The sequence below is a fragment of the Marinobacter arenosus genome, from assembly GCF_019264345.1.
Classification (GTDB): Bacteria; Pseudomonadota; Gammaproteobacteria; order Pseudomonadales; family Oleiphilaceae; genus Marinobacter; species Marinobacter arenosus.
The window spans coordinates 70,223-87,776 of the sequence record NZ_JAHVAO010000005.1; the positions used below are offsets into that span (position 1 = coordinate 70,223).

Sequence of the window (17,554 nt, forward strand, 5' to 3'; positions counted from 1 at the left end):
GACTACCAGAAACCCCCACCTGACTCAATCACATTCCCGCTTCACAACAAGCCGCCAACCGGCGGCAGGAGCGCTTCCCGAGTATTGTCCAGAACACCACAAATCGCCAATGGCAATCAGCTCGCCGGCGTCTTCGGAACCCACAAAAACCAGCGGGAGACGAGCCCTTTCCCAGGGTGGAACCGCCTGTTCCTGGAACCAGTTTTTCAGGGATTTCGAGGGCCCTTCGCAATGAAAGCGCACGCGCTCTCCGCCCTGCCTCGTAGATACCCTTATTGGCGCGGGCAGGCTTTCCGGGTTAGCGGCGGGCTCCAGCTTTAGGGTCCAGTCGCCCCACCGCAAGACGTCACCCGGAGACAGGGTAACGGGTGAGGTCGGCACTGCGGACGCCTCTGGAACCAGATAGACTCGGCCCTGGAACCGGCGCAGGCAAAACCCCTCGCCCCTCAGCTCGGGCTCACGGTCCTCGCCGGCCTCAAGCAGGTCATGCAGGACCTGGCTCCAGTCTGATACCACCGGTGGACGGAACCCCCGCTCCCGTGCCCACCAACGCACAAGGTTCTTCTGCTCCGCCACCGTAAGCGCCTGCAGGGCAGTCACAGACAACACCCCCGACGCCTTCGAGCACTCAGCCCATTGCCGCTCTGCCAGACATGCGTTCAGAAACTCACTGTCGGCACAGGCACCGGCACTGTGCCGAACACGCCGAGCGAGACTGGGCCAGCGCTCTTTGAGCCCCGGGATAATGGTATGCCGCAGGTAATTGCGGTCATATCCCTGATCCGTGTTACTTGGATCCTCTACCCACTCAAGACCGGCTTCCCGCGCCCAGCGCTCAAGCTCCGCCCGCTCCAGCTCCAGCAGTGGCCGCACAAGCTGCCCTGCCGCCAGCGGACGAGCGTGGGGCATGCCAGCCAGACCCGCCACTCCACTGCCCCGGATCAGCCGGAACAGAACCGTTTCCACCTGATCGTCCGCGTGATGAGCCAGAAGCAGAAGGTCGCCGGGCCCGAGCATTTCCTCGAACACCGCGTAGCGGGCCTCCCTGGCAGCCTCTTCCACCCCACCCGAATTACCGCCAGCCTGTCCGATGTTGACCGAAACCCGACGGACGGTCAGAGGGATACCCAGGGCGGCGCACTGGGTACGACAAAAAGCCTCGGTTTCGTTGGCGTTGGGCTGAAGCTGATGGTTTACATGGATAGCGTGGACATCAACGCGGGCGCGATGACAGAAAGCCGCCAGATGCAGGAGCAGGACGGAGTCCAGGCCGCCACTCAGGGCGACCCATATTCGGGAATGCTCGGGGAGCGACCTGACCGGCGCGCACAGCACATCCGGCCAGTCAAAGCCGTAATCGGGCTCAGCGCCCGTTGTCATAGCGGGTCAGTCGCTCATAGCGACCGGCTACCAGCTCATCCGTCGGCAAGCGGCTGAGTTCCGCGACGCCATTGGCCAGAATCTCTTTCAGGGATTCCGACATTTCTTCCGGATTGCGGTGAGCGCCGCCCAGAGGCTCCTGGATGACATTGTCCGCAAGCCCGAGGTCCTTGAGGCGGTCCGCCGTGACCCCCATGGCCTCGGCTGCCTGGGCCGCAAACTCCGCGCTCTTCCACAGGATGGAGGCGCAGCCTTCCGGGGAGATCACCGCGTAGGTGGAGTATTGAAGCATGTTCAACTGGTCGCAAACGCCAATTGCCAGGGCGCCACCGGAGCCGCCCTCGCCGATCACCGTGGAAATGATCGGGGTTTTCAGTCTGGACATCACGGCGAGGTTGAACGCGATGGCTTCACTCTGGCCACGCTCCTCGGCACCGATCCCCGGATAGGCCCCCGGAGTGTCGATAAACGTGAGAATAGGCATTTTGAAACGTTCCGCCATTTCCATCAGCCGCAAGGCCTTGCGATAGCCTTCCGGGCGGGGCATGCCGAAGTTGCGCTTAACCTTGTCCCGTACTTCGCGGCCTTTCTGGTGACCAATGATCATCACCGGCTTGTTATTCAAACGCGCCGTCCCGCCCACAATGGCCTGGTCGTCCGCGTACCGGCGGTCGCCGTGCAGTTCGTCGAAATCCTCGAAAATCGATTCAATGTAATCGAGTGTGTAGGGTCTGCGAGGATGACGGGCCAGACGGGCGACGTCCCAGGGCTTGAGATTCGAGAAGATGCTTTCAGTCAGGCTGACGCTCTTCCTCTTGAGCCGGGTAATCTCGTCGGTGATATTGATGTCGGTGTCATTACCCACCATGCGAAGCTCTTCAATCTTGGCTTCCAGGTCGGCAATGGGTTGTTCGAAATCCAGATAATTAGGGTTCATGATGTTCCATCATTTGATTGCCAGGTGGAGAAACACTCCGCCAAACCAGAATTTGGGACAAAGATAGCAGCGCCTGCAACACGGCTAAAGCGGACCTTGGTATGAGTCCGCTTTCTGACAAAACCTTAATTTTTCAATATGTCAGCCGTATTTGCGCCCAGAACCTTGCCGGACTGATTTAATCATAGACCAGTTCTACGGACTGGTCGCCCACGAGATATCGCAGCTCCAGCAGCAGGTTATCGTCCGGCTGCACGCGCCAGGACTCGCCCAGCTCGATCCGGGTCTGGGCCTCGGCACTGGTGTACTCGATCCAGACCGGACTTCCCTCACACCGGAATGGGCGCAGGGTGGTGTCCAGTTTTTCCAGCAGTCCGTTTTGCAACTGGTCCGACCGCAGCGCCAGCTTCAGCCCGCGACTGAACTGCTGACGGGCCGTTCCCACGTCCATCACCGAACTCACCCGCATCTTCATCTGACCCGAGTAGTCGTCGTGACTGACCTGCCCCTCGACGACAATCACCTGATCCGACTGCAGCAGTTCCCGGTTCTCGAAAAAGGCCTCCGAGAACAGGGTAGCCTCGATCCGGGCGCTGCGGTCATCCAGGGTGATGAAGCACATGGTGGAGCCCGTCCGCGTCTTCATGGTTCTCTGGGCAACCACCAGCCCGGCCACACGCTGGGGCGACTTGTTGGGTTTCAGGTCGGCGATGGATGAACGCACAAAACGGCGCACTTCCTTTTCATATTCATCAAACGGATGGCCCGTCAGGTACAGGCCGAGGGTATCCTTCTCGCCTTTCAGGCGCTGTTTCTCGGGCCACTCCCGGACGCCTGCAACGTCGGCATAGGGGTCGCCGCCCTCGCCGCCTTCGAGCATCTCTCCGAACATGTCCATCATCCCCACGGACTCGTTCCGGGACTGCTGGTCTGCCTGCTGGACGGCCTTGTCGATGCTGGCCATGAGCTGAGCCCGACCGGCGCCCAGCTTGTCCATCGCACCGGACCGGATCAGGGCCTCCATGGCGCGCTTATTCACCTTTTTCAGGTCAACCCGACGACAGAAATCGAAAATGTCCTGGTAGGGCTCTCCGTCACCGCGCCCTTCCACAATGCTTTGAATCGGCCCCTCGCCAAGCCCCTTGATGGCCCCGAGTCCGTACACGATCTGGCCATCATCATTGACCGTGAAGGTGTATTCCGAGCGGCTCACATCCGGAACCAGAAGATCCAGCTTCATGTTCCGGCACTCTTCCACCAGCGTCACCACCTTGTCGGTGTTCTGCATATCGGCGGTCAGTACAGCGGCCATGAACTCAGCCGGGTAATGGGCTTTCAGCCACAGGGTCTGGTAGGACACCAGCGCGTAGGCGGCGGAGTGGGATTTGTTGAAACCGTAGCCCGCGAACTTCTCCACCAGGTCGAAGATGTTCTCGGCGAGGGTCTTATCAATGCCGTTCTGCTCACAGCCGTCCAGGAAGAACTGTTTCTGCTTGGCCATCTCCTCGGGTTTTTTCTTACCCATGGCCCGGCGCAGCATGTCGGCGTTACCGAGAGTGTAGCCGGCCATGACCTGGGCGATCTGCATGACCTGCTCCTGGTACAGGATGACCCCATAAGTGGGCTCCAGAACCGGTTTCAGGCCTTCGTATTGATAGTCCGGGTGCGGGAAGGACATGGGCTGACGGCCATGCTTACGGTCAATGAAGTCATCAACCATACCGGATTGCAGCGGACCCGGGCGGAACAAGGCCACCAGGGCGATCATGTCTTCCAGGGAATCGGGCTGGAGCCGTCGGATCAGATCCTTCATGCCCCGGGATTCCAGCTGGAACACCGCAGTGGTCTCGGCTTTCTTGAGCATATCGAAGGACGGCACATCGTCGAGTGGGATCTCGTTGATGTCCAGCTCCGGCTCACCCCGCTGCTGCCGGCGCGGATTGATCATGTGCAGCGCCCACTTGATGATCGTGAGCGTTCGCAGGCCGAGGAAGTCGAACTTGACCAGACCCGCGTCTTCCACGTCGCCCTTGTCGAACTGGGTGACCAGGCTGCCGCCTTCGTCGTCACAATAGAGCGGCGAAAAATCGGTGATCTTGGTGGGCGCAATCACCACGCCGCCGGCGTGTTTACCGGCGTTCCGGCAGACACCTTCGAGCTTGAGCGCCATCTCCCAGATTTCCTGGGCTTCCTCGTCCTGCTCGAGGAATTCCTTCAGCTGGGGCTCCTGCTCGATGGCCTTTTCCAGGGTCATGCCCACTTCGAACGGGATCAGCTTGGACAGTTTGTCGGCAAGACCATAGGACTTGCCCTGCACCCGGGCCACGTCCCGCACGACCGCCTTGGCCGCCATGGTACCGAAGGTGATGATCTGGGAAACCGCTTCACGGCCGTATTTCTGGGCGGTGTACTCGATAACCCGGTCCCGGCCTTCCATGCAGAAATCGACGTCGAAGTCGGGCATGGAGACCCGCTCGGGGTTCAGGAACCGCTCGAACAGCAGATCGTATTCCAGGGGGTCGAGATCGGTGATCAGCTGGGCGTAGGCCACCAGTGAACCGGCACCGGAACCGCGGCCCGGCCCCACCGGTACCCCGTTGTTCTTGGCCCACTTGATGAAGTCCATCACGATCAGGAAGTAACCCGGGAACCCCATCTGGATAATGATATCCAGCTCGAAGTTCAGGCGTTTGTAGTAGGCCGCGCGCTTGGTTTCGTATTCCGGGTCGTCCTTGCTCAGCGTCTTGGCAAGCCTCTCCTCAAGGCCTTCCTCGGACACCTTCCGGAAGTAGTCGTCCATGGTCATGCCGTCCGGGATCGGATAGTTCGGCAGGAAGTACTCGCCCATGCGCACTTTCACGGAACACCGGCGGGCTATTTCCACGGTGTTCTCGATGGCCTCGGGAATATCGGCAAACAGCTCGATCATCTCCTCGGCGCTGCGCAGGTATTGCTGGTCACTGAACCGGCGGTCCCGGCGCGGGTCGTCCAGGGTCCGGCTCTCGCCGATGCAGACCCGGGCCTCATGGGCCTCGAAGTCCTCGGCATCGAGGAAGTGGACATCGTTGGTGGCCACCACCGGCAGCCCCAGCTCCTGGGCCAGCCCGACACTCAGGTGCAGACAGTCTTCGTCCCCGGCACGACCGGTGCGCTGAAGCTCCAGGTAACAGGCATCCGGGTACAGGTTCATCCAATAGGCGGCCCGCTCACGGGCCAGGTCTGGCTTGTCCGCCAGCAGGGCCTTGCCGATGTCACCCAGTTTCGCCCCGGACAACATGATCAGGCCAGCGGGCCGGTCCTCCAGCCACTTTCGCTGGATAATCGGCTTGCCGAATCGCTGCCCCTCGGTGTAGCCCAGGGAAATAATTTCGGTCAGGTTCAGATAGCCATCGTTGTTCCGGGCCAGCAGGGTCAGCCTGAAGGGGTTGTCCGGCTCATCCGGGTTTTCCACCCACAGGTCGGCACCGATGATGGGCTTCACACCGGCGCCGGTCGCCGCCTTGTAAAAGCGCACCAGCGAACACATGTTGGACTGCTCGGTGAGTCCGACGGCTGGCATGCCCAGCTCGGCAACGCGGCCGATCAGGGGCTTGACCCGCACCAGTCCATCGACCATTGAGTATTCGGAGTGTACGCGAAGGTGTACAAAAGTCTGCGCCATAATATCGGGCAATTCCTGCTGGTAATGTCTGTTCGGACCCGGCCGTCAGCCGCCTATCAGGGCCCGGATGTCTGCTTCTGTCTGGGGACCGAAACGGGCCTCGAGCAAGTCCCCGTCCGGATCTACAACAAAGGTGGCCGGCAAGGCCACGGGCGTCTGCCAACCAAATTTCTGTCCCGGGTCTTCCGCCAGCATCGTGAACTCGATGCCCATTCGCTCACCCAACTCTTCCAGCTCTTCGCCCGAGATGCCATCAAAATTCACACCCAGCACGGAAATATCGGGTGCCTTGTCCAGCTCATTGAGTTCAGGGATTTCCTCCAGGCAGGGCTTGCACCATTCCGCCCAGTAATTCACCAGGACCCACTGGCCACGCAGCTGGTCCCAATTCAATTTCGGGCCACCCGCCCTCTCCAGCTCGATCTTCTCACAACCGGCGGACACCAGGATCAGAAAGAACAGCCCGAGGCGGGCCATCCAGTGGAGAAACCTCCGGTTTGCAGGGTACTGCACGAGAAAACCTCCTGTTAGACTACGGACCACCAAAACAGCTGTATCCATTCAGACAACCAGGCTCGAAGATGACAGAACCAACCCGGATTTTCCACAACCCACGCTGTTCAAAATCCCGCCAAACCCTTGAACTGCTTACAGATCGGGGAATCGAACCGGAAATTATACGCTACCTGGAGACGCCGCCGACAGAGCGCGAACTGGCGGACATCCTGGCGGCGCTTGATGCTGAGCCCCGGGCACTGATGCGCACCAAGGAAAAGGAATACAAGGAGCTCGGACTCGACAACCCCGACCTCAGTCATGACCAGTTGATTGCCGCCATGGTGGCCAACCCCAAACTGATTGAGCGGCCCATTGTAATCGCGAATGGCAAGGTTGCGGTAGGTCGACCGCCGGAAAACGTGCTGTCAATCCTGTAACACCGCGTTCACCACCCAGCGCTCACAAGGAAACTCCCATGGCCGAACAGGCACCCTATCTCCTGATCCTGTACTACAGCCGTAACGGCCAGACGGCCGAACTGGCAAACCAGATCGGTCGGGGTGTGGCCCGGATCTCCGGTGTCGATGCCCGAGTGCGCACGGTGCCACCGGTATCACCGGACACAGAAGCCTCGCTGCCACCGGTTCCCGACAGCGGCGCACCGTATGCCACCAAATCGGATCTGGCCAACTGTGCCGGGCTTGCTCTCGGCAGCCCGACCCGTTTTGGCAACATGGCAGCCCCTCTCAAGCATTTCCTGGACACCACCGGCGACCTCTGGCTCAGTGGGGCGCTGTCTGGCAAACCCGCCGGCGCCTTCACGTCGACCGGAAGCCTCCACGGCGGCCAGGAAAGCACGTTGCTGACCATGATGATTCCGCTGTTGCATCATGGCATGGTGCTGTGCGGCCTTCCCTACACCGAAAAGGCACTTGGCGACACCGAGACCGGCGGTACGCCCTATGGCCCGAGCCACTGGGCGGGCACCGGGGCGCAGCTGCCGGTAAGCGGTGATGAAAAGGCTTTATGCCAGGCCCTTGGCGAGCGACTGGCCCGCTTTGCACTCAAGCTGTCAGCCTGATACACCCGCGACCGCCAGACGTAATGCATTCATACACTCTTTCTGGAATCACGCTATGCTTCACAATCCGAAAGCCCGGAACACAGCCCGGCTGACCATCCTGCTGTATCTGGGCGTGCTGGCAACCTTGCTGGTCACCACATTTTATCCCGCCCCCGTGGAGGGCGTCTCGGTTCCACTCATGCTGACGGTTAAACTGTTGCCGTTACTGGCGTTTGCCGTACCCGTATTTCGCGGCCACAACCGGGGTTACATCTGGCTGGCGTTCGTGGTCATCTTCTACTTCACCCAGGCGGTGGTTTCTGCCTGGTTGAGCGAAGGGGCAGCCGGGCCGGTACTGCTGACCGTGCTTACGTTCCTGCTGTTTACAATGGCCATGATTCACCTGAAAGTGAACCGGCCGGTCGCAGGCTGATCACATCCGAAATATGTACGACAGCGAGATTCCATGTCTGATACCAGCACACCCGAAAGTGCACAACGCCCAGCCATACCCGCGCACAGCTCACTGACTCTGAGGGACGTGTGCACGGCGCTGGTTACCAGTGGGGAAATCAGCCAGGACGACGCCGAACGGGTTCTGACCGCCAATCTCGGCGCGGCAACGGGAACAGGCCAGGCAGCGAAGCGCCATCCGCTGGAGTTGGTTGCTATCGCGGGACTGACCAGTCTGAGAACGGACCGGACCCTGGATCTCGATCGCCTCACCCAATGGCTCGCCGACTGGGCCGGCCAGACCTACTACCACATTGATCCGCTGAAGATTGATGCCCCTGCCATCGCCAGGGTAATGTCCTATGCGTTCGCCCAGCGCCACGGCATTCTCGCGGTGGAAATCCACCCCGACCAGGTGCTGATTGCCAGTCCGGAACCGTTCAAGAGCGACTGGGAAAGCAATCTGCGCCAGGCGCTGCGCAAGGACATTCGGCGAGTCGTTGCCAACCCGGAGGATATCCGACGTTACACGGTAGAGTTCTACCAACTGGCCAACTCCGTCAGTAAGGCTGGAGGCAGCCAGTCTTCCGGGGCCACCGGAAACCAGAATTTTGAACAGTTGCTGGATCTGGGCACCAGCGAAAACCCCGATGCCAACGATCAGCACGTGGTCAAGATCGTCGACTGGCTGCTGCAGTATGCCTTCGACCAGCGGGCGTCCGACATCCACATTGAGCCCCGCCGGACCGTTACCCAGGTACGGTTTCGGATCGATGGCGTTCTGCACAACGTCTATGAATTCCCGGAACACGTTGGCGTCGCTGTCACCAGCCGCCTGAAGATTCTGGGCCGACTGAACGTTGCCGAGAAGCGGCGCCCACAGGATGGCCGGATCAAGACCAGAAAGCCCGACAACCGTGAGGTGGAACTGCGACTGGCCACCTTGCCGACGGCCTTCGGCGAGAAGATGGTGATGCGGATCTTCGACCCCGACGTCCTGCTTAAATCCTATGAGCAGTTGGGGTTCGGCAAGGAAGACCGGGAACGCTGGCAGACGATCACTTCCCATCCCCATGGTATTGTCCTGGTCACCGGGCCGACGGGTTCAGGCAAAACCACCACGCTCTATTCCACCCTGAAGCAGATTGCCTCAAGTGAGCTCAATGTCTGCACCATTGAAGACCCCATCGAGATGGTGGAACCGGCGTTCAACCAGATGCAGGTTCAGAACAACATCGAACTGACCTTCGCGGCCGGGGTCCGCGCGCTGTTGCGGCAGGACCCGGATATCATCATGATCGGGGAGATCCGCGACCTGGAAACCGCCGAGATGGCCGTGCAGGCGGCACTGACCGGACACCTTGTACTGTCTACCCTGCACACCAACGACGCACCCAGCGCCATCACCCGCCTGATGGAACTGGGCATTCCGCCGTATCTGATCCGCGCGACTGTTCTCGGTGTGATGGCCCAGCGGCTTGCCCGGACCCTTTGCCCACATTGCAAGACGCCCGGCCCGGCTGACGAGCAAGCATGGCAGGCCCTGACCCGGCCCTGGAAGGCGCCGATGCCCAAGCAGCTCTACCAGCCGGTGGGCTGCCTTGAGTGCCGGAATACCGGATACATGGGCCGCGCCGGCGTCTACGAGATCCTGGGGCTGTCGGGCGGCCTGACCCGACAGATCACCGAGCATTGCGAACTCGAAACGTTGCGGCTGGACGCCTACAAGGAGGGCATGAAATCCCTGAGGCTCAATGGCGCCCAGAAAGTTGCGGCAGGCCTGACCACCGTTGAAGAGATTCTTCGCGTCACTCCGGAAAGCCAGCGATAAGGTCAGGCGCCAGGCCGTAACCCACATTGCTCAAGCAAGGTTTGCCAGGCTTTGGTGTGGCGTGACATGGCCTCATCGAGTTCCCGCCATAGGCTCCTTTCTGAATCCTGTGACAGATGCCGTCGATACCAGACTTCGAAAGCCGGCGGCATGACGCTCCGCTGTTCCTCGGCCAACGCGGCCAGCGGCTCAATCAGCGCCATCCGCGCCCGGCCCACACCGCTCATGTACGGCTGTATTTTTTCGATGTAGACACTGAAAAACATGCCCTGGACAATCTCGGACTGGTTGTTGGGCTTGCCGTTCAGGCACAGGGGACGCCCGCCTATCCGGCGCTGGATCAACGCCGTGGCATCATCAAGCCGGCTTTTCAACAGGGCAGCGCTGTTCAATAACTGGCCGGCACGGTATTCCGCCTGCCAACGCTGTTGCACGGACCCGGCAAATTCAAGCGACACCTCCAGGGTACCGGACCGCAGGGCCGCCACCGTCTGGTTCAGCTCCTCGGCATCAAGGGCCAGATCAGACACTGGATTGCCCTCAGGGGATACCGGGTAATAGCCTTTTGCCAGGGTGAACAGCGTTTCGACTTCTTCGACGCCCCAGGTGGCGTTCCAGATCGCGATGGGCAGGGATTCCCGCTTGCTGTCTATCGCCTCTTGCAGGGCCTCCACCAGATCTTCATCCTCGGTTTCCGGCAAACAGTCCTGGGCCGCCTCGATAAACCGCAGTTCGTACCTCAGGCGGTTCAACGGCTGCATGACCTTGCCCATGACCGAATTCTTTTCACCGACCACGAACTGCAATTCGCAACCATACAGCGACAGGAAATCCAGCATGCCCATGTCCAGTTCCGGCATGGTCAGCACCCGGTTTCGGCGCCTGGGGATCTGCGAGGGAGGCTCAATGGCCGTGAGTTCGGGCTCTGAGTCCAGAACCCGGGCAACCCGCTCAACGTATTCGTCCATCATCGGGCGGGCTTCAGAGAACGGATTGCATCCGCCCAGGAACGTCAGGAACAGGCCGGAAAGAAGTATCCTGATCCATCTGACAGCGGGCATGACCAACTCCTGAGCGTTGCTTGGGAAGGTTTACCGCTTGCGCAGCAGCGTATCCACCTCCGAGAAATCACGGGCCACGAACCGACCGGTTTCCGGCAGGTCGCCGTCACGGACCAACCAGGCAGTCTGCATTCCGGCGGCCTCAGCCGCCTCAAGCTCTGCCTCGACATCCGACAGAAACAGAACCGTCTTTGCCTCCACGCCGAGCTCATTGAGAATCGCCCTGTACGAGTCCGCTTCCTTCTTGCCGCCAATGCGGGTATCGAAATACCCCGAGAAATACGGCGTGAAGTCACCAACCGCGGTAAACCCGAAAATCAGTTGCTGCGCCTTGACCGACCCGGAGGAATATACGAACAAACGCAAACCACGATCATGCCAGCGCTGCAGGTAGTCGGCGGCGTCATCGTAGATGTGCCCCTTGATCTCACCCTGCTGATAGCCCTGCTCCCAGACCATGCCCTGGAGCGTCTTCAGCGGGGTTTCCTTACGGTCCTCCCGAATCCAGGTCTGTAGGGTATCGATCAGCGCCTCGACATCGTTGCGTTCAATGCCTGCCGTTTTCGCCACCGCATCCAGCTGTTCGGCCACGGCGGGGGTGTCTCCGTGATGCTCCCGGACAAAACCCGGGAGATGCTCACTGGCATAGGGAAACAGCACGTCGTGCACGAAGGAGATCGAACTCGTCGTCCCCTCGATGTCGGTCAGGACAACCCGGATCATCCGGCGACTCCCGCCAGGGCTTCGTAACGCGGAAGGCGCGCGGCGATGTCCTCTCCGGTGAAGTCCGCCACCCAGCCTTCGGGATTGGTGAACAGGCGGATACAGGTAAACCGTGGCTCCGGCCCCATATCGAACCAGTGCCGGGTGCCATTCGGCACGCTGATCAGATCGTTCTTTTGGCACAGTACCGCATACACCTGATCTTCAAGGTGCAGGTAGAAGAGTCCTTGGCCGCGGACAAAGAACCGGACCTCGTCCTCACTGTGGGTATGCTCATCCAGGAACTTCTGGCGAAACGCATCCTTCTGCGGGTTGTCCGGGTTCAGGCTGATCACATCGGCGGTCTGAAAACCACACTCGGCTTTCAGAGCTGCAACCTCGCTCTGGTAAGCGTCCAGAATGTCATCCTGGGAGGCCTCTGCCGGCAAATCCCGGGTCGGCCACTGCTCGAAGCGAATGCCCTTCTCCGCCAGCAGCTTCTGAATTTCCGACGGATTTTCCGTTACCGTCTGGGCCGTCTCGGGTTGGCTCTGGTTAAAAATACTTAACGTCGTCATGGGCGAACCCTCATGGTTTCAAGTTCACATTCAAAGAGAAATTCAAAGGCTTCCACATGGCGAAGGCAATCCGCCATGGTTTTGCCCCAGGTGTAGAGGCCGTGGCCGCGTATCAGGTAACCCGGCTGATCCGGATGCTCGGCAAACCAGGCCTTGGTGTCACTGGCGAGGGCATCGATGTCCTGGGTGTTGTCGAAAACCGGGACGGACAGGACGGATTCGTGGGTCTGCACCCCGCTGAACGCCTTTTGCAGCTCGTACCCCTCCAGCACCAGGGGTTGACCGGCAGGCAGCAATCGGCTCAGAACCGTCGCCTTGACGGAATGGGTGTGAAGCACCGCGCCAACCTCAGGAAAAATCTCATAGAGCACCGTGTGCAGACGAGTTTCCGCCGACGACCGACACTCGCTCTGAACCGGTTGTCCCGCGAGGTCCACGACCATGACGTCACCAGCACCCAGTTGGCCTTTATGACGGCCGGAGACGGTGATGGCGATGTGCCGATCGTCAATGCGGGCAGAATAATTGCTGCTGGTGGCCGGCGACCAACCCAGTTGATACAGGAAGCGCCCCGCCTCAACGATGGTATCCGCCGCGACGGCGTATTGGGTTACATCAAACACGGCTTATCCCCCAGGTTTCGAATCGCCTTCGACGCGTTCATTTGCCGACATTATAGGGATGGTGAGGCGGCCCGCAAATGGTGTCGTGCCGCGATCAGATCGGCGACCACGGAGATCGCAATTTCCGCGGGTGTCTTGCTGGGAATATCCACCCCGATGGGCGCACGCAGGCGATCCAGTACTGACGGGTCAAGGCCGAGAGAGGCAAGCCGTTCCCGACGGGCCTCGGAAGTTTTACGGGACCCCATGGCGCCGACGTAGAACGCCCGAGATGCCAGCGCCGCCAACAGTCCCATGTCGTCAATTCGGGGATCATGAGCCAGGGCCAGCACCCCGGACCAGGGGTCGCTGAATCGTTGGCCAATCAGGTCGTCCGGCAATGTTCGCTCAAGGGGGATGTGGGGGTAGCCCCAGCCCCTGGCAAAGGCGTCCCGGGGTTCGCATAGCGTGACGTCGAAGTCTGCCGCGATGGCAAAGTCTGCGACGTAGCGGGCCACATCCCCGGCGCCAATCAGTAGCAGCCGGCATTCCGGCAGCAACGCATGCTCAAGCTGGTCACCGTCGAAGACCACGCCCGAGCGGGTTTGGTCCGCCCCGGCCATCAGTTCCGGACCGACGTCCATGCGAACGCGGCGCGTTACGGGGTGGCGCTGTTCGAGGGCTGACGCCAACGCACGCACATGCTCCCTGGCTTCAGTGCCATGAAGAGGCTCCACCAGCAAACGGATTCGCCCGCCACAGGGCAACTGGAACTGGTCGCGATCGTCATCGGTGATGCCGTAATCAATCACCACCGGGCGTTCAGGGCCGCTGTCGGCAGTCCGACGCAGCAGATCCTCCTCCAGGCAGCCACCGGACACCGAACCGCTCCAACGTCCGGATTCGCTGATTGCGAGCCAGGAACCGACGGGGCGGGGCGAGGAACCCCAGGTCTCGACGATGGTACAGAGCCAGGTTCGTTCACCCTGGTTCAACCAGCCAGCGACATCCTGAATGACCGAGCGGCGGCCGATCGCGGGCGAACCTTCGCCAGGCATCTTAGGCCCTGACCTTCAACGGAAGGCTGCGCTGCCGCTCGCCGGTCACCGCGAACAGCGCGTTGCCGAGTGCCGGAATGACCGGCGGAACACCGGGCTCCCCCACACCGGTTGGCGACGCCTCACTGTCGACGATCTCGACCGCCACGTCCGGACGTTCGAACTGGCGCATCAGCTGATAGTCGTGGAAATTACTCTGCTGGACTTCCCCGTCTTTCAGGGTGATCTCGCCATACAGGGCCGCGGTCAAACCGAAGAGAATCCCGCCTTCGATCTGGTCCTCGACAATCCTGGGGTTTACCACCTGACCGCAATCCACCGCCGCAGACACCCGGTAAACGCGAATGGCACCATTTTCGATACCGGCCTCGACCACCTGGGCGACATAGGTGCCGAAGCTCCGGAACAACGCGATTCCACGTCCTCGTCCCTTCGGCACCGGCTGATCCCAGTTCGCCAGCCGCGCGGCCCGATCAAGCACTTCACGGTGACGGGGCTCCGAGGCCAGCAGCTTGCGACGGAACTGGTAGGGATCTTCGCCCGCCTCATGGGCCAGTTCGTCCATGAAGGTCTCAACCGCAAAGCCGTTGTGGGAGTACCCCACGGAACGCCACCAGGTGATCGGCACGCCCGGGTCGGTGTGGGTGTGGCGGATATCGATGTTGTTGACCGCGTAGGGATAGTCGACCGCCCCTTCAATGGCCGACATGTCCTTGGGCGTGACAACACCTTCCAGCATCAGGCCAACTGAACCCAAGCTGTTGTACATGAACTTCGGGGCCCACGGGTACTGGGCCGGTGCAGCGTTGCGCACATACCAGTCGAGAATCTGCGGGCCAACCACCTGATGGTGCCAGCCGGTCAGTTCACCGTCCGCCAGCGACGCTTTCATACGGTGCAACATGGCCGGACGGTAGAGATCGTGGCGGGTATCTTCTTCCCGGGACCAGATGACTTTCACCGGCTTACCGGTCCGGTACGAAACCGCGGCGGCTTCTTCGATGAAATCCTGAGTCAGACGGCGGCCGAAACCACCGCCCAGGAACGTGGTGTTGATCGTGACGTCATCCGGCGACAGGTCTGTCACGCGGGCGGCCGCAATCTGTCCCAGGTCGGGCGCCTGGGTCGGCGCCCAGATCTCCACGCGATCACCCCGGTACCAGGCCGTTGCATTCATCGGTTCGAGGGTCGCGTGGGCCAGATAAGGCTGGGCGTATTCGGCTTCCAGCACTGTCGGCGCCGACTCGACGGTCCCATCGAAATCCCCTTCGCTGCGTTCGGATTCTCCAGCGTCCTCGTCTGCCGCTTTACGATAGCCATCAAAAACATCGGCGGTAGAGAGGGACAGGGCCTCCGAGAAATCCCAATCGACCTTTAAAGCTGCCTGGGCCTTACGGGCACGCCAGTATTTATCGGCGACGACGGCCACACCACGCTCGATCTCAACCACGTCCACCACACCGGGCATGGCCCGGACTTCGTCCGCGTTGAACGAACGGGCACGACCGCCGTGGCGGGGGGCGCGGCTTACCACCGCATAGACCATGCCCGGCAGTTCAATATCGATGCCGTATTCGGCGGCCCCGGTGGACTTGGCTTCGGCATCCAGGCGGCCACCGCGTTTGCCAATGTACTTCCAGTCACTGCGGGGCTTGAGCGTGACATCGCCGCGAATAACCTCTTTCGACGCAAGCTCGACCAACTGGCCAAAGCGCATGGAATCGATGCCATTGGGGTGCACCACATGCCCGTCTCGAACGGAACAGTCAGCGGCCTCAACATGCCAGACCCGGGCCGCCGCCATGACCAGCATCTGGCGAGCCGACGCCCCGGCGATTCTCAACGGTTCCCAACTGGTGGCCACGCTGGTACTGCCGCCCGTGAGCTGGAGATTGTAGAGGGGGTTGCGGTATTCGGGCGCGGCCGGCGCAAACGTTGGCGTGATGGCCTCTGGCGCCACCTCGAGCTCTTCCGCAATCAGGGTCGTCAGGCCCGTGTAGGTGCCCTGGCCCATCTCGACGCGTGCCAGGGTGAAAAAGATCTCATCGTCCGTGGTCAACTCGAGCCAGGCGTCCGGCTTCCATTCACCGGTTTCTGGCTGGTACCCGGTCTGGGCGCCGGCACAGCCGGGCAAGGAAAGCGAGAGCATCAGGCTGCCCGAGGCGCCGGCACCCACTTTGAGAAACTCGCGGCGGTTCATGCTCATGTTATGCCCCCGCCTTTGATTCCGACGGTGCCCCGTTGGCAACCGACTCAACGGCGGCAACAATTCGGGAATAGGTGCCACAGCGGCAGAGGTTGCCGGTCATGGCTGCAACAATCTCATCGCGGGAGGGAGAGGCGTTGGTGGCCAGCAGGTGGGCGGCGCTCATGATCTGACCCGACTGGCAATACCCACACTGCGGCACGCCGTGGTCGATCCAGGCCTTCTGCAGAGCGTGCAGGCGATCGCCGTCGCCCAACCCTTCGATGGTTGTCACCTGACCACCCGCCGCCATGTCCACCGGCGTGGAGCAGGAGCGCACCGGCTGCCCATCCAGATGGACGGTGCAGGCACCACAGAGGCCCGCACCACACCCGAACTTGGTACCTTTGAGCCCCAGTTCGTCCCGGATCACCCACAACAGAGGGGTATCTCCCTCAACATCCAGTGAACGCTGTTCACCATTGACTGTCAGGCTCAACGCCATCTCCCTACTCTCCCTCTGATGCTTCCGGTAAAATCGAACACTGTTCTTTTATTATTTCCGGCCCGGATCGGCTCCGGCCCTGTGTATTACTTGATAACGTCCTTGCCTTCCTTATCGACCCAGATCTTGCGCTCGCCGGAGTCCATCTGACCATTGGTGTTCCAAACCTCACGGTTTTCGGTGGAGTTCTCCAGCTTGCCGTTATCGTTCCAGATTACCCGGTCTTTGCATCCGGCCAGTGCGGCGACGGCAAACACAACCAACAACATCTTTTTCATGCTAATACCTCTCTGAGGCCGCAAAAGCGGCTTGACTGTGAAATACAGGGAAAAGGGACGGGTTACCGGCTCCCATGGAGTTCACGATTGCGCTGTTTGTCTCGTTCGTTTTTTCGAACCATGACATAGACCGCACCGGTGCCGCCATGGTGTTTCTGGGCCGAATGAAAAGCCAGCACATCATCGAGCTCGGGCAGCCACTTTGCCAGGTAGCTTTTCAGTTGTGCGATGCCGTCAGGATTACGCTCCCCCTTGCCGTGCAGAATAATCACGGAGCGCAGTCCGTACCGGACACAATCCCCGACAAACGCGAAAACTTCCCGGCGCGCCTGTTCAACCGTCATCCGGTGCAGGTCGAGGCGAGCTTCGATGGGATACTGCCCCAGTCGCAGCTTGCGGAACACGCCGTGCTGGATACCCGGCCGCTGCCAGGCCAGAATATCATGGGCCGTCAACGGCTCGACCATGTCGGAGGTCAGCGGATTCCGGTCCCTGACAACCTTCTCAACCGCGGCCCGCTGACGCTCCAGGTGGCCCGGTGTCAGCTCCTTCGGGGTCTGGACTTCGGCGCGATTGGGCTTTTTAATCCGCCGGACATCTTTCATCTCTTCGAGAAAGCTCTGGCGCTCTTCTTTCGTGGTCATGGCAGTGCTATTAATGCTCAGTGAATTGGCAAACTTTAACACCCGCTCCCCTTGCCATAAAGAATTCCGATTCGGCCTCGGCCGTTCGACGAAAATCGTAAGGCTCTCCGGCATCCGG

Annotated in this window: 17 protein-coding genes; 4 read left to right on the forward strand and 13 right to left on the reverse strand. The window is 60.7% G+C overall.

The window, feature by feature from the left end; genetic code table 11:
* Window positions 1-24 precede the first annotated feature (24 nt).
* From tilS to KXD86_RS18570, 4 genes are all read right to left on the reverse strand, one after another.
* A complete protein-coding gene (gene tilS / locus KXD86_RS18555; RefSeq protein WP_218637629.1) occupies window positions 25-1,380 on the reverse strand; it encodes a tRNA lysidine(34) synthetase TilS in 1,356 nt (451 codons plus the stop codon).
* Complete coding sequence (accA, locus tag KXD86_RS18560; protein ID WP_218637630.1) at window positions 1,364-2,317, reverse strand: acetyl-CoA carboxylase carboxyl transferase subunit alpha; 954 nt, start codon at window positions 2,315-2,317, stop codon at window positions 1,364-1,366. Before accA ends, tilS begins: the two co-directional genes overlap by 17 nt.
* 178 nt (window positions 2,318-2,495) lie before the next feature.
* On the reverse strand, window positions 2,496-5,978 hold the full coding sequence (gene dnaE, locus KXD86_RS18565) for a DNA polymerase III subunit alpha (protein WP_218637631.1): 3,483 nt from the start codon (window positions 5,976-5,978) through the stop codon (window positions 2,496-2,498).
* A gap of 45 nt (window positions 5,979-6,023) precedes the next feature.
* A complete protein-coding gene (locus tag KXD86_RS18570; protein WP_376770991.1) occupies window positions 6,024-6,491 on the reverse strand; it encodes a TlpA family protein disulfide reductase in 468 nt (155 codons plus the stop codon).
* A 68-nt stretch (window positions 6,492-6,559) separates the two neighbouring features.
* Between KXD86_RS18570 and arsC the strand changes: the two genes are divergently transcribed.
* Genes arsC through tfpB form a run of 4 tightly spaced genes read left to right on the forward strand, consistent with a single transcriptional unit; the run spans window position 6,560 to window position 9,823 of the window.
* The gene (arsC, locus tag KXD86_RS18575) at window positions 6,560-6,913 is read left to right on the forward strand and encodes an arsenate reductase (glutaredoxin) (protein WP_218637632.1); all 354 of its coding nucleotides are present in this window, start codon (window positions 6,560-6,562) and stop codon (window positions 6,911-6,913) included.
* A 38-nt stretch (window positions 6,914-6,951) separates the two neighbouring features.
* The gene (wrbA, locus tag KXD86_RS18580; RefSeq protein WP_218637633.1) at window positions 6,952-7,557 is read left to right on the forward strand and encodes an NAD(P)H:quinone oxidoreductase; all 606 of its coding nucleotides are present in this window, start codon (window positions 6,952-6,954) and stop codon (window positions 7,555-7,557) included.
* Window positions 7,558-7,612: 55 nt separating this feature from the next.
* A complete protein-coding gene (locus tag KXD86_RS18585) occupies window positions 7,613-7,972 on the forward strand; it encodes a DUF2069 domain-containing protein (protein ID WP_218637634.1) in 360 nt (119 codons plus the stop codon).
* Window positions 7,973-8,005: 33 nt separating this feature from the next.
* Window positions 8,006-9,823 (forward strand): type IV pilus assembly ATPase TfpB, encoded by a 1,818-nt coding sequence (gene tfpB, locus KXD86_RS18590; protein WP_218637635.1) that lies wholly within the window; start codon window positions 8,006-8,008, stop codon window positions 9,821-9,823.
* A 2-nt stretch (window positions 9,824-9,825) separates the two neighbouring features.
* Here tfpB and KXD86_RS18595 read toward each other — a convergent pair whose 3' ends face one another.
* The 9 genes from KXD86_RS18595 to smrA all read right to left on the reverse strand — a co-directional run bounded on the left by KXD86_RS18595 (window position 9,826) and on the right by smrA (window position 17,436).
* Window positions 9,826-10,884, reverse strand: coding sequence for a DUF3080 domain-containing protein (locus tag KXD86_RS18595; RefSeq protein WP_228739711.1), 1,059 nt, complete (start codon window positions 10,882-10,884; stop codon window positions 9,826-9,828).
* Window positions 10,885-10,914: 30 nt separating this feature from the next.
* Window positions 10,915-11,607, reverse strand: coding sequence for an acireductone synthase (gene mtnC / locus KXD86_RS18600; protein WP_218637636.1), 693 nt, complete (start codon window positions 11,605-11,607; stop codon window positions 10,915-10,917).
* Window positions 11,604-12,164 carry a 1,2-dihydroxy-3-keto-5-methylthiopentene dioxygenase gene (locus tag KXD86_RS18605; protein ID WP_218637637.1) on the reverse strand — a complete coding sequence of 187 codons (561 nt, stop codon included), beginning with the start codon at window positions 12,162-12,164 and terminating at the stop codon, window positions 11,604-11,606. Before KXD86_RS18605 ends, mtnC begins: the two co-directional genes overlap by 4 nt.
* Complete coding sequence (locus KXD86_RS18610; protein WP_218637638.1) at window positions 12,161-12,787, reverse strand: methylthioribulose 1-phosphate dehydratase; 627 nt, start codon at window positions 12,785-12,787, stop codon at window positions 12,161-12,163. Before KXD86_RS18610 ends, KXD86_RS18605 begins: the two co-directional genes overlap by 4 nt.
* A 50-nt stretch (window positions 12,788-12,837) precedes the next feature.
* Complete coding sequence (locus KXD86_RS18615; protein WP_218637639.1) at window positions 12,838-13,824, reverse strand: XdhC family protein; 987 nt, start codon at window positions 13,822-13,824, stop codon at window positions 12,838-12,840.
* 1 nt (window position 13,825) lies between these two features.
* Window positions 13,826-16,030, reverse strand: coding sequence for a xanthine dehydrogenase family protein molybdopterin-binding subunit (locus tag KXD86_RS18620; protein ID WP_218637640.1), 2,205 nt, complete (start codon window positions 16,028-16,030; stop codon window positions 13,826-13,828).
* 1 nt (window position 16,031) lies between these two features.
* Entirely contained in the window at window positions 16,032-16,514 is a 483-nt protein-coding gene (locus KXD86_RS18625) for a (2Fe-2S)-binding protein (RefSeq protein WP_218637641.1), read from the reverse strand.
* A gap of 86 nt (window positions 16,515-16,600) precedes the next feature.
* Entirely contained in the window at window positions 16,601-16,792 is a 192-nt protein-coding gene (locus KXD86_RS18630; RefSeq protein ID WP_218637642.1) for a membrane lipoprotein lipid attachment site-containing protein, read from the reverse strand.
* A 62-nt stretch (window positions 16,793-16,854) separates the two neighbouring features.
* Complete coding sequence (smrA, locus tag KXD86_RS18635) at window positions 16,855-17,436, reverse strand: DNA endonuclease SmrA (RefSeq protein WP_218637643.1); 582 nt, start codon at window positions 17,434-17,436, stop codon at window positions 16,855-16,857.
* Window positions 17,437-17,554: the final 118 nt, after the last annotated feature.